The organism is Spirosoma endbachense (genome assembly GCF_010233585.1).
In the GTDB taxonomy this organism is placed as follows: Bacteria; Bacteroidota; Bacteroidia; order Cytophagales; family Spirosomataceae; genus Spirosoma; species Spirosoma endbachense.
This window is the reverse complement of sequence record NZ_CP045997.1, coordinates 7,211,242-7,224,497: the sequence shown is the minus strand read 5'-3', so window position 1 is coordinate 7,224,497 and position 13,256 is coordinate 7,211,242. Positions and strand designations below refer to the sequence as shown.

The 13,256-nt window shown below is 47.7% G+C and carries 11 protein-coding genes; 5 read left to right on the top strand and 6 right to left on the bottom strand.

All coding sequences use genetic code 11. The features are described from left to right. Positions 1 to 67 precede the first annotated feature (67 nt). Both GJR95_RS29390 and GJR95_RS29385 read left to right on the top strand, forming a co-directional pair. Positions 68 to 772, top strand: a complete 705-nt coding sequence (locus GJR95_RS29390) for a DUF4190 domain-containing protein (RefSeq protein WP_162389253.1) — start codon at positions 68 to 70, stop codon at positions 770 to 772. A gap of 114 nt (positions 773 to 886) precedes the next feature. Further along, a complete protein-coding gene (locus tag GJR95_RS29385; protein WP_162389252.1) occupies positions 887 to 2,668 on the top strand; it encodes an ABC transporter ATP-binding protein in 1,782 nt (593 codons plus the stop codon). 54 nt (positions 2,669 to 2,722) lie between these two features. Here the strand turns inward: GJR95_RS29385 and GJR95_RS29380 are convergent, their stop codons facing one another. The 4 genes from GJR95_RS29380 to GJR95_RS29365 all read right to left on the bottom strand — a co-directional run bounded on the left by GJR95_RS29380 (position 2,723) and on the right by GJR95_RS29365 (position 6,891). Beyond that, positions 2,723 to 4,357: a lytic transglycosylase domain-containing protein gene (locus GJR95_RS29380; RefSeq protein WP_162389251.1), complete on the bottom strand. Its 1,635-nt coding sequence runs from the start codon at positions 4,355 to 4,357 to the stop codon at positions 2,723 to 2,725. Positions 4,358 to 4,458: 101 nt separating this feature from the next. Next, entirely contained in the window at positions 4,459 to 5,898 is a 1,440-nt protein-coding gene (gatA, locus tag GJR95_RS29375; RefSeq protein WP_162389250.1) for an Asp-tRNA(Asn)/Glu-tRNA(Gln) amidotransferase subunit GatA, read from the bottom strand. 156 nt (positions 5,899 to 6,054) lie between these two features. Further along, positions 6,055 to 6,258 (bottom strand): Sec-independent protein translocase subunit TatA/TatB, encoded by a 204-nt coding sequence (locus GJR95_RS29370; protein ID WP_162389249.1) that lies wholly within the window; start codon positions 6,256 to 6,258, stop codon positions 6,055 to 6,057. 171 nt (positions 6,259 to 6,429) lie between these two features. Continuing rightward, entirely contained in the window at positions 6,430 to 6,891 is a 462-nt protein-coding gene (locus GJR95_RS29365) for a YkvA family protein (RefSeq protein ID WP_162389248.1), read from the bottom strand. A 264-nt stretch (positions 6,892 to 7,155) separates the two neighbouring features. Between GJR95_RS29365 and mdh the strand changes: the two genes are divergently transcribed. Further along, complete coding sequence (mdh, locus tag GJR95_RS29360; protein ID WP_162389247.1) at positions 7,156 to 8,097, top strand: malate dehydrogenase; 942 nt, start codon at positions 7,156 to 7,158, stop codon at positions 8,095 to 8,097. 145 nt (positions 8,098 to 8,242) lie between these two features. After that, complete coding sequence (locus GJR95_RS29355; protein ID WP_162389246.1) at positions 8,243 to 8,689, top strand: DUF2846 domain-containing protein; 447 nt, start codon at positions 8,243 to 8,245, stop codon at positions 8,687 to 8,689. 179 nt (positions 8,690 to 8,868) lie between these two features. Here the strand turns inward: GJR95_RS29355 and GJR95_RS29350 are convergent, their stop codons facing one another. Further along, entirely contained in the window at positions 8,869 to 10,911 is a 2,043-nt protein-coding gene (locus tag GJR95_RS29350) for a tetratricopeptide repeat protein (RefSeq protein WP_162389245.1), read from the bottom strand. Positions 10,912 to 11,019: 108 nt separating this feature from the next. On the opposite strand from GJR95_RS29350, the gene GJR95_RS29345 reads away from it, so the two are divergent. Further along, entirely contained in the window at positions 11,020 to 11,904 is an 885-nt protein-coding gene (locus GJR95_RS29345; protein WP_162389244.1) for a DNA/RNA non-specific endonuclease, read from the top strand. A gap of 50 nt (positions 11,905 to 11,954) precedes the next feature. Here the strand turns inward: GJR95_RS29345 and GJR95_RS29340 are convergent, their stop codons facing one another. Continuing rightward, a complete protein-coding gene (locus GJR95_RS29340; protein WP_162389243.1) occupies positions 11,955 to 13,022 on the bottom strand; it encodes a fatty acid desaturase family protein in 1,068 nt (355 codons plus the stop codon). Positions 13,023 to 13,256: the final 234 nt, after the last annotated feature.

Sequence of the window (13,256 nt, the reverse complement as noted above, 5' to 3'; positions counted from 1 at the left end):
AAAAATACGCCTTTATTCGTAGTTTTCCCAATTGAAACCGTATGACTTAACCTATACTCACTTCTACATGTCCTCTTTTTGCCAGCGATCAGTCAGCCCTGGGGCTTTCATCGCGATCTGCATCTTGACCCTGCTATCGAGTTGTGGCCCAACTCATCCCGCCTATTTTCAGTCGCAGCGCAATGCGATTCAACGAACAAACCTGACTACGTTTCCTGTCACGACAGCGACTGATACAGTGCCGATCCACCAGGAGGTTAGCGGTTCTTCGAGCGAAACGATGGTAGCCACATTACCGACTGCAACCACATCGCCAACTGGTTCGCTGATGAAGGCGGCAGCTTCGGAACATACACCGGCTGTGGTCAATGTATCCCGTCATCGCAATCCCGATAGTTACCATAATCAGCGTTTTAGTCGGTGGTTTCATTCGCTTCCAATAGCCCATGTAGCACCACGTACACATGCGATAGACCGAAACAGTACGAGCCGAAAAACCTATAAGCTGGCTCTTGTTGCCTTAGGATTGGCTGTTTTGTCTTTTAGTTCGCTATTTGTGGCAGGCGGAACGCTGATGTGGGTACTGGGCGTAACGCTTCCATTGACGGCCACGCTTTTGGGGGTAGCCAGTCTGACAACGATCAGGCGTAATCGGGATCGTTATCGGGGAAAAGGCTGGGCTATGGCGGCTATTATGCTCGGAACGGGTGTGTTGGGATTAGCTCTTGTGGCCCTGGCTGCGCTGTCGGTATCGGAGACGATAAATCGTTAGTACCCGAGTGGGATAGCAGCCTCTGACCGACTGGAACACAACGTACCGCTTAGCAAAACGTGCAACTTTTCCCGGTTTCGGAGGGTTACGAAAATAAAGCTGTTGGGTCGCACTGTGAAAGCACTTTCCTATCTGAATAAATATCTCCTCAAGTATAAATGGTATTTGATTTGGGGAACAGTATTCACCATTATATCGAACCTTTTTGGCATTTTTCCTGCCCAGTTAGTTCGCTACGCACTGGATCTGGTGCGCGAAACACTCGATATTTATTACCTCTACGATAAGTCGCCATTACAATCATCGCTGTATGATGTATTCGCCTTTAGTCTACTGCTGTTCGGTGTCCTTACGCTTGTGATGGCCTTGCTCAAGGGGTTTTTCCTGTTCCTGGTTCGGCAAACGCTCATTGTCATGTCGCGGCATGTCGAGTATGATCTGAAGAACGAGATCTATGATCATTACCAGACACTGCCAATTAGTTTCTATCGGCAGCACAGTACCGGCGATTTAATGGCCCGGATTTCGGAAGATGTCAGCAAAGTGCGGATGTATGTTGGGCCAAGCATTATGTATGGACTGAACCTGATTGTCCTGTTTATTCTGGTCATTACCTACATGGTTAGCATCAACGCCCGATTGTCGCTTTATGTATTGCTGCCGTTACCGGTTTTGTCGATTGCCATTTATCTGGTCAATAACATTATCATCCGGCGGTCGGAAGAGATTCAGCGGAGCTTATCGCGACTTTCGACCTATGTGCAGGAAGCTTTTTCGGGAATTCGTGTTCTGAAGGCGTTTGTTCAGGAAAATAATTCGGCAGCCCGGTTTGAACTGGAGAGCGACGAATACCGGAATAAGTCGCTTAGCCTGACCCGGGTTGATTCACTATTCTTTCCTATTGTAGCCATTCTGGTTGGACTGAGTAATGTGCTGGTTGTGTATGTTGGCGGACAGGAGATTCTGGCCGGACGGCTGACACCGGGCAATATTACCGAATTCATTCTGTACGTAAATATGCTGACCTGGCCGGTCATGGCCCTCGGCTGGACTACAAGTCAGACGCAACGGGCGGCCGCATCGCAGGAACGTATCAATGAGTTCCTGAAAATCAAAACCGATATTGTTTCGCAAAAAAATATCCGCCGATCAATCAATGGCGAGATTGAGTTCAAAAATGTTCGTTTTGTCTATCCGGATTCGGGCATTGTAGCCATTAAAAACTTCTCGATGCACGTTCGGGCGGGCGAAACGGTGGCTATTCTGGGTACAACGGGTTCGGGGAAAACAACACTCGCCAACCTGCTGACGCGGATGTATGACGTGTCTGCTGGAGAGATTCGGATAGACGATATGCCCCTTAAGGATTATAACTTAACGTCGGTACGGGAACAGATGGGTTACGTTCCGCAGGATGTGTTTCTGTTTTCCGAAACGATCAGTAATAATGTCCGTTTTGGCAAACCCGATCTGTCACAAGAACGTGTCGATCAGGCTGTTCGGGATGCAGACCTGTACCAGAATGTAATTGATTTTCCGGAGCAGTTCGAGACGCGGGTTGGCGAACGGGGTGTTACGCTTTCGGGTGGTCAGAAGCAACGGCTAAGCATTGCCCGTGCTATTGTTCGCGATCCTAAAATCCTGATTCTGGACGACTGTCTGTCAGCCGTGGATACGAACACCGAAAACATTATTCTCAACAATTTGAAGCGTATCATGGCCGACCGTACGTCGGTTATTATTTCGCACCGGGTTTCTTCGGCAAAGCTGGCCGATAGTATCATCATGCTCGACGATGGTGAGATCGTTGAACAGGGTACGCACGAAGATTTGCTGGCTAAAAACGGTGCCTATCGGGAACTGTATGAGAAACAGTTACAAACCGAGGAGGTATAAGATAATAAAAACGAAAACAGCCCGGAAGTTCAGAACTTCCGGGCTGTTTTCGTTTTAGCCAACAATCAACTTCTGCCCTGGCCGCAACGAGCTGCTTCGCATATGATTTAGCTTTTTAAGCTGATCGATCGTCAGTCCATCGTAACGTTGGGCGATATTCCAGAGGGTATCTCCTTCCTGAACGCGGTGGTATTTAGGCTTATACCGTTTCGTTTTAGCAACCGCTTCGGCCTTTTTGCGGCCTTTCGCCGTTCCCTGATCGGCTAGTCTCTCGGAGCGTGTTTCGGCTACCTCCTTCAGAATAACCAGTTTTTGGCCTCGCTGGATTCGGGTCGACCGTAAATGATTCCAGCGTTTAAGGTCATATAGTTCGATATTAAACCGGTCGGCAATGTCGCCAAGATTATCACCCCGTTTCACGACGTATGTGTGCTTTTTAGGCTTCCGTAAAACAACCGTTTCCATATCCTCTTCCGGCTCATCGGCCGATTCGGCTGTTGCCAGCTGGATGGCCAGTTTCGCCGGTTTTACACCTGTTTTCCCCGATGGCGTAGTATCGATGGCAGGTGTTTCGTCCAGTGTAATCCGGGCCAGAGGATTGCTTCCCACAGTTGACCAGATTCCCATTGAGTCGGTTCCATACCGAACGTCTTCTGCACTGGCTAATAAAACGTGAGCCATTGCCGCAGGTATCTGACTTGACGAATCCATGATGGCCTGCCGACGAGACGCAAAATAGTCATACTGCTGGCGCGGAACCCGAAGCGGATATCGTTTGGTGGTTTCGGGCAAAATACTCGTTGTAATGGCCGGATTCATTTTTTGTAAATCGGCTAACGGCATCATGCTCTGCCTGGCAAACGTTTCGAGGTTGAAATAACCCGTCACCTGAATCGTATCGTGCGGGATAGGGTATTCGTAGTTCTCAGCGAAAATGCCGTGATCGTTGGCGTAGTGCATCAGGTAGGTAAACGCCACAAATTGCGGAACGTAGCCCCGTGTCTCTTTCGGTAAGGCATCAAAAATGGTGTAAAAAGAATCACCACCCGACCGGCGCATAGCCCGTTTAACGGCACCTGGCCCACAGTTATAAGCCGCCATTGCCAGTTCCCAATCGCCAAAAATATTATGGAGGTCCCGGAGGTATTTACAGGCAGCTTCGGTTGCTTTAACGGGGTCCATACGCTCGTCTACGTAGTCGTCCTGGGAGAGTCGGAGGTCGCGGCCAGTTCCAGGCATAATCTGCCAGAGGCCACCGGCGCCGGCTCGTGAAATAGCCCTTGGGTTCAGCGCAGACTCAACGATAGACAGAAATTTTAATTCATCAGGAAGCTCATAATCAGCGAGCATGCGCTCATAGAGCGGGAAGAAAAGCGGCATCCGTTCGAGCATTAATTTGGTAGCGCTCGCTTTCCGGAAGGTAAAGTAATCGACATAAGCCTGAACCGACTTATGGTAATTCAAGGGAATTATTTTTTGAAGTTTAGTCAGGCGTTCACGGAGTAAACTGTCGGGCACCGTCGGAACAACAGCGACAGTGTCTTTTTTGACAATTGTACTATCGGATGATTGTTGACCAGACACGCCTTGCCCGGATTGAATCGTAGTCTCGGCACGGGCAATTGTCATCACGCCCAGCACCGCACTCAACAGCCCCATTCGTAACAGGCTACGGTTCAAGTGGTTCATGCAGTTTTATCGGTTAGGTAATCGTTACGCTTTTACTGAGATGTATGCATATAGGATGCATCGATGAGATTTCTACTGCATCACACATCCACAATCATCCATCAACGACACATTTCTCTGGCCAAGGCAACCATGGCGCCTTCTGCAAAAGGCGGAGCCATCAATTGTATGCCAATTGGCAGACCGGCATCTGTACCATTCGGAATTGAAATGGCCGGGTAACCCACTACGTTAGCCTGGACCGTAAAAATATCGGCAAGGTACATCTGTAGCGGATCTCCGGTTTTTTCGCCCAATTTGAACGCTGGTGTTGGTGTGGTGGGCGATAACAAAAAATCATATTGCTCAAAAACACGTTCGGTTTCTTGTCGGATCAACCGTCTAACCTGCTGTGCTTTTGTATAATAAGCATCGTAATAGCTGGCACTTAACGCAAACGTGCCAAGTAATATCCGACGACGAACCTCTGCGCCAAAGCCTTCTGTGCGACTTTTTTTGTACAACGACAAAAGATCCATTGTTGATGTATCCGATGCCGAATTGTCGGACTTGCTTCGATAGCCATAGCGGACTCCATCGAAGCGGGACAAATTTGAGGATGCTTCGGCGGTAGTAAGAATATAGTAGGTTGGTAGTAAGTATTTCAGCAGCGATAAATCGACGGGCTCGACCGTATGGCCTGCTTCCCGAAGGGCGTCCAGTTTGCGTTGGGTGGCGTCCCGGATACTGGCGTCGATACCTGTACTTTCAACGCCATCGCGTAGATAAGCAATGCGTAAAGGGCGATTTGGGAGCTGAGCCTGTGAATAAGCCTGAACGGGCTGACTTGATACGGTGCTGTCGAAATCGTCGGGACCCGCCATGATTTCGAGTAAAAGGGCAGCGTCTTCTACTGTATTCGCAATCGGGCCGATGCAATCGAACGAGGATGCATAAGCAATTAAGCCCCAGCGACTGACACGTCCGTAGGTTGGTTTCAGGCCGACCACACCGCAGAAAGCAGCTGGCTGACGTACGGAACCACCCGTGTCGGAACCAATACTAGCCAAACATAGTCCAGCCTGAACAGCTACCGCCGAACCGCCACTTGATCCGCCCGGCACCCGGTCAGTGTCGGCCGCATTGCGAACGGGACCGAAAGCTGAGTTCTCATTGGAGGAACCCATCGCAAATTCGTCGCAGTTTTGCCGCCCGATAATAATCACATCTTCATCGAGCAGGCGCTGAACGGCAGTTGCGGTAAATTGTGCGGTGAAGTTGTCCAGGATTCGACTGCCCGCCCGAACGTTATGCCCGGTATAACTTAGAACATCTTTAATGCCAATGACCATTCCAGCCAACCGCCCGGCTGTATCCGATGCTAATTTCTGGTCAATTTTATCGGCTTGCGCTAAAGATTCATCGGCATACACTTCCGTGAAAGCGTTGAGATGGCGATTCTCTTCAATGCGAACGAGGTATTGCTCCACTAACTGGCGGCAGGTAACAGCACCAGATTGAAGATCGGATTGAACGGTAGTAAAGTTGCGGTAGTGAGCCAAAAGACAAAAAATTAGGGCATCGAATTCAGGACAACAGGTATGTATTCACAGACATCTATTGTTCTGAATTCGATGTTAAGAGCCTCTGATATGGAAACAGAGAATCAGACGGCTCCAGATCGGGACCGCCTGATTCTCTGTGTATGATAAAATCAATTACTTCTCCGACTCTTTCAGACCTTCTTCGATATTATCGCGAACGTCTTTCGTGGCGTCTTTGAACTCCTTGATACCTTTTCCAAGGCCGCGTGCGAGTTCGGGAATTTTCTTAGCGCCGAACAACAGGAGCAGTGCTAAGAAAATGAACACCATTTCCTGACCGCCCAAACCCATAAATGCCAAAACACTTGCCAAAATCATGATTCCTGGGATTTGAATGTATGCAAAATTAAAAAAACTCTCTCGTACAATCTATTAAAACAGCATGAAACTTATTTGTTTCCAGACAAAAGTGAAAGGAACAGGGCAAAAGATTCTAACGTATTCCGTTTAACCTTTGTTATTCTATCTACCTGTTCGCTGATCTGGTCACTAACCAATTTTGATCGTCGCGGTTCTACGCGGAGCATCGTCGCCAGTGGTTGAGGCCGAAATTTCCCATTGCCTGAATTTCTCAATATCGTCTTTAATGCCGCTAAATAGCCATAACATCAATGCAATATCATCGGTCAGTCCCACAATTGGCAGAAAATCGGGTAGTATATCAATCGGTGAAACAAAGTAGATCAGGACCGCAATCATCCGGATCAGTGTTTTCCAGGGCAATTGGCGATAATCGCCAGATGCGTATGCTTTTAACAGCCGGGTAACAACACCCAATTGTTCACGGAAAGCCGCAATGTTAGCACCAGAAAGCCCACCGCTCTTATCCAGCGCTTCACGAATCAGCGTGTATAAACTGCGCGTGTTACGGGCATAGCGGACAGCACCAATATTAGCCCTCTTGAAGAAGATAGAGCTTAAAATGCGTGATAAGAGACTCTTATTTGCCATTCGTTTAATTAGGTGGAATGTTAGACGTTAGATAGTTACTACTCAACAACTGGATATTGGATAGCCCGACAACCGATTGGTTTAAATTCTGGAATCCAGGCACAGGTGTTATTCATATAACGTCAGATTATTTAACAAAAAAAATCTCTAAATAGTCCATAAACTGAGCAACAGGCCCCGAAGTTTATTCTAAACGCGTTGGTTTGTCAGGAGTCGGGTCCGTACTTTTGCGTCGCTTGTTAACCCTTTAATTCCGCATACTGTATGAAAGTTACCGTAGTAGGTGCCGGGGCCGTTGGGGCCACCTGCGCTGACAACATTGCCCGCCGGGAACTCGCCCACGAAGTCGTGCTTTTAGACATCAAAGAAGGCATTAGCGAAGGAAAATCCCTCGATATGCTCCAGGCATCCACATTACTCGACTGTGACGTGAAGCTGACGGGCTCTACTAATGATTACGAAAAAACAGCCGGTTCGGATGTTGTCGTGATCACATCTGGTTTACCTCGCAAGCCAGGTATGACCCGTGAAGACCTTATCGGTATCAATGCGGGCATTGTGAAAGGGGTAACCGAAAATATCCTGAAGTACTCGCCAGATACGATTTTTATCATTATCTCGAACCCAATGGATACCATGACGTACCTCGCACTGAAGTCGTCGGGGTTACCCAAAAATCGGGTCATTGGTTTGGGCGGTGCTCTGGATTCAGCTCGTTTTAAAACCTATCTGTCTCTGGCTATGAACTGTTCACCGAACGATTTACAGGCTTCGGTGATCGGTGGGCATGGCGATACAACCATGATTCCGCTGACTCGTCTGGCAACCAAAGCCGGTGTTCCGGTAAGCCAGTTTCTGGATGACGAAACGCTGAAGAAAGTGGCTGCCGATACCATGGTGGGCGGTGCTACGCTGACGGGTTTGATCGGGACATCGGCCTGGTATGCGCCGGGTGCTGCGGGGGCCTATATGGTTGAGAGTATCCTGCGCGACCAGAAGCGGGTAATTCCATCCTGCGTATTGCTGGAAGGCGAGTATGGTCAGTCAGACATTTGCCTCGGCGTTCCGGTCGTTCTGGGTCGGAATGGTTGGGAAGAAATCATTGACTATAAATTGAATGACGATGAACAGGCCGCTTTCAATAAATCGGCTGATGCTGTCCGGAACATGAACAATGTACTCAGCACCCTCAATATTGGTGTGTAGAAGGTGTCAGTATACCTGTACTAAAAAAGGCTTCGTTAGTGGAGCCTTTTTTAGTACCGTTTCCTAAGCAATCTGTAAACTGAAAGCTCATCATACGTTAATTTCGGCTCTATAAACCTATATGTACCACTTGATTGATTTTACGATGAAGAAACTTTCTCTGCTTCTATTGCTTTGCCTAATTGTAATGGTGTCCGCTTTTCGGAGCGATAGAAAAAGTATGGATCGGGTCGATGATTTTGCTACGGTATATGTGTACCGGGGTGGGCAGTTTTTTGGTTCTACATTGAATTACAGTATTTATGTCAATGGAACAAAAATCTGCAAACTGAGCAACAACAAATACATTGAATACAAAGCAAAGCCAGGGAAACTGTCTATAACGGCCCAGCGCGGAGGGATCGAGGTATTCAAACGGGAAACCGAACTGGAGCTGGACGCTGAAGCTGGCAAAAAATACTACGTTAAAGGCGATGTGAAATCGAGCATAACCCGAACACGTCTGGAAATGTCAGAAGTGACCGAAAACACGGCCAAGCGTGATATGAAAGATATGACGGTTGATAATTGCCAGGAAGCGTTAAATAAGTGAAGAAAGGCTTTCGTTATCAGTTTTCAGCTTATCAGGGCTTTCACTCAGCAGCGTGCCACGGTTCAAAACCGTGGCACGCTGCTGAGTGAAAGCCCTGATGTAGTTTCTCAAGATCTATTATGAAAAAGACCCGCCAGTATTTGGGCGGGCCTTTTTCATAGGGTAAGTAGTGGCTCCCGTTAGTATTTATTCAGGATCGAATCCGGTAAAAATTTCACGTCTAAGCCACTCGCTTTCATGAGGTTCGCGCGGTTATTCTGACCATCTACATAAGCTGGATTGACGACCATAGACCGATTGTAGTAATAAGAGGCCAGCTCCAGTTTCTGCCGGTTGTTTTGCGCAAAGCCTTCACCCTGATAAATTACGCCCAGATTGTTATAGGCCGGTGCATAGGCGTTGGCTGCCCGAATGGTCTGCTTGTAATAATATTTGGCCGAATCGACGTTAGGCGTGATTTTCTGGAATACATAAGCCATCGAAAAATACGCTTCGCCGAAATTCGGGTAAATTCGGGTTGACTCCTGCAAGTGATCCAGCGCCCAGCGGCCGTGTTTATTGGCGTGAGCAATATTCGTATCAATTAAGGTCTGCGCTTTTTTGATTTGATCGGGCGACGGTTTGGGCTTAATCGCGTTTGTCGCATTGGCAACAGAATCAGCCTTGTTACGGTCTTTAAGCCCTTTTTCAATCCATTCATTGGCAACGTGGCGCTGTACCTGACAACTGTTGGGCGCGTAGGGAAGAGCTGAGTTAAAAAGAATGAAGTTATTCTCCCAATCGCGGTTTCGTTCTACAGTCTTGAACGAATAAAGCCCGGCTACTACGGCCATTAAGCCCAGCAAGGGAGCATAGCGGGCATAAACGGGTTTAGGTGCCAGCTCATCGCTGCCCGTTGCTGGCGTTTTGACCAACAGTTTTTGTAAGCCCCAGATCAGAATAAATCCAAATCCCATCACGGCTGCATAGGCAAAACGTTCGGCAAAAATACCGCCCCGAAGCCAGATGAAGCCGAGTCCGGGGGCCATCGTAACGAAAAACCAGAATAGACCGAAGCCCCATAGTGTCCGCTTGATAAATCCTTTCCAGGTTAGCCAGATCATACCCACAAAGGCAATAAAGCCTGCCCATGTTAGCAAATCTCCTTTGCCACCCGACGGGATCACGTTATACGAATAATCGTAAACAAGCGGATGAGGCAGAACCAGCAAGCGGAGATAGTAGATCAGAAACTTGAAAGTGGTTGATTTCTGGGTTTTTTCAATAGCGTATGGATAGTTGGCCCAGTCGACTGGTGGCGTACCGCTCAGGGTTCCAATCATTTTTTGTTTCTGATAGAAGAACAGCGCTGCTACGATCAGGAACGGCCACAGGCTGATCAATGATTGCCATACGTTCCGGCGGGCGAACCAATATTGCATCGCTGGAATAAGTCCCAAGCTGACAATTGACGATTCTTTGGATAGAAATGCCAGGTAAAGTGACACACAAGCCCCTATAATCCAGCCCCATTGCTTTGTTTCCAGATACCGCCAGTACGAGAGCAGCATGAGCGAAATAAACAGAAAGCTCAGAATCTCGTCACGGCCTTTGATGTTGGCAACGATCTCAGTATGAATCGGGTGCGCAATAAAGACGAGACCGATCAGGAAAGAAGTAATGGTTTGACCAGGCAACCACTTCTGCAATAAAGCGCCAATCACAAGGCCAGTGAGCGCATACAGCCCTGCATTGATCATGTGGCTGATAGTTGGATCATCTTTGAAATATTCCTGCTCGATGGCAAATGTAATCAGCGATAAGGGTCGGTAGTAGCCAAGCGAAATATTGCTGAAATGCCAGAATTCTGTTCGCAGCAGGTCCGGAATACCAGCGAGGCCTTTCTTAACGAACAAATTCTGACCTACGGCCGCAATGTCATCGAGTGCGTATTGATGCCCAAATGTGTTCACATAGAGTAAAAAACCAAGCAAGGCCAGAACGGCAAGCGGCCACCAAACGATCTGGCGTGCTTCAATCGGTAAATCAGGCGTTGATGGTGGGTCTACAGATTTAGATGCGGTCGGGCGGATTGGCGGACGCATGGTAGCCTCGGCCGACCGGCCAGGAATGGGGCGATTATTGGCAGGAGTAAGAGCAGGTTTGGGTGCCACCGGGCGATTTGGCCGATCTGGGCCGGGTCGATCCGGGCCTGGTCCTGAAGGTTGTTTTTTTTTAGCCATGACAGCAGATAACTCGTCTATTTTATGGGCAAATTGTAGTTACTTCGTTAACTATGGAGACTAAGTAGTTTTCAAGTTACTTTTTCTCAGTGGTAAAGTTCCATAAGAATGACAGTAAAATCAATTCAAGTGTACGATCAACTCAAAAGTATTCTTATTGGGCTCAGCCTGATTACGCTACTCAACGGTTGCCTGCCAACCGCAACGCCGAAATCTACCGGTCAGGGTTCGACTGAACCAACTCGCGATGACAACCTGGCGTTAGGTAATCCAAGTGAAGCGTCGATTAGCGACCCCAATAATTACTTACTCGTAAAATCGGCTTACGTGCTCTCCTACAGCCGCAGCCGAGGTATTGCAAACTGGGTTAGCTGGCACCTCAGCTCAGCCTGGAAAGGTGATAGCCGTCGAACAAACGATTTTCGACCCGATCCAACGCTTCCAACGGATTGGTTTACGGTCCGCACATCGGATTATACCAATACCGGTTTCGACCGAGGGCACCTGTGCCCTTCCGACGATCGGGATAGTTCGCCTGAAGATAACGCAGCCACGTTTCTCCTATCCAACATCGTGCCACAAGCTCCACGACATAACCGTGAGGTCTGGAAAAGTTTGGAAGACTATGAACGTCAACTCACGACCACGGGCAATGAAGTCTATGTTGTTGCCGGAACCTATGGCGCTGGAGGCACTGGTCAGAACGGCTATGCGACCAAGCTTGCTAACGGGAATCTGACCGTTCCGGCAACACTCTGGAAAATAATCATCGTGCTGCCAACGGGGTCTAATGATGCCGAACGAGTCTCTACCGATACCCGTATTATAGCCGTCAACATTCCAAATAACCAGACCGCTGCGGATAAACCCTGGCGAGCCTACATGACCAGTATTGACGCGCTGGAAGATCTAACGGGTTATAATTTCCTGTCGAACGTGCCAACTGGAATTCAGCGTATCATTGAAGCCAGAATCGATGGCGGAAACAGCTAATAAGGAAACGGTTTTAAAAACGAAAAAGCGGACAAACGTCCGCTTTTTCGTTAGGCTACAGATACTTCAAGCGGCATCGTCGCCTGAATGCGCTGCGTCCGTCGACGCAATAAGGCAATTGCTTCGTCTTCATCGGCAAAAGCACCGTTCACATTGACCATATGGCGGGCCAATACATCATATCGTTTACGCATCAGCAAGAAGAAGACTTGCAAGAAATCCAATCCATCAAAAATAATAGCCTGATTTTGAGCGTATTTGTCAATAGTTTTCTGGAAAAAGCCTGGATGTTCGGTCCAGTGCATACCCGGACGGATGTGATGGCTTATGTGGTAGCCATCGTTCCAACATTTTTTATTGTACTTCACATTGATGCAGGTAATACTATTTTTATAAGCATTCCCTGGATCATCAAAATCCACAAACGCGTGTTGAGTCCAGTTGCCCATCATCGCAATCATGCGGTAAATAAATAGTGGCAGCAGGAATACGAGTACAGTTGCTGGCCAGTTTACAAAGCATAACAGGGTACAAAGTACACCGAACACGATTTCGCCAGTCATGGCCCGGCTCGCTAATTTGTTTCGGTTTTTTCGGCGGAGGTATCCTAGTAAATTATGGACGCCTAAGACAAAAAATTGGCCAAAGTAACTTAGGAAGCTACGAAGACTATCGCGCTGGAACTCCATTGTGCTACTGTCGTCATCTTCCAGATTGTTCTCTGGATGGTGCATACCAATATGATGGCTATAGTAGGTTTCGGGTGTATGCCCGAAAAAAGGAGCCAGTATCCACGGCAAATAATTATTCAATCGAGGGTATTCGGCCTTGAAAAATGGGCGATGACTCGTGCAGTGAAGCATGAGCCCGAATGGACCTTTAAAAATGAAATTGCTAACGTAAAAATGAATAGCAGCTACGGTCCACCACAACCAGCCGGTTATAAACGGCATAAATAACAAAGCCGCCAGCGGAATCAGAATAAAACTTATGCGGATTGTAAGGTATACGAACGGTAGGTCACGTTCGTCTTTAATGTAGGGGAGGAAAAGTTGGTCAAGCCGATTATAAGTCCGGCCCGTAAATGTAGGGTCGTGTATGGTGCCAAGCACTTTCATAGACGGATACGGTGGTTAAAGGGTTAAGACAATAAAAAACAGGCAGTTTCGATTGTTGTATGTACGACAATCGAAACTGCCTGGACTATACTTATAACGAAAAAAAAGAATTCAAATTGAATAATCCAGCATTAGAAACACTATTGATTTTATAGACAAAAGAACTAAGAAGAAACGATAAAGACAACTGCTTGATAAATAAAGCCTTATCTTTTTTCTTGGTTTCGTCTATTT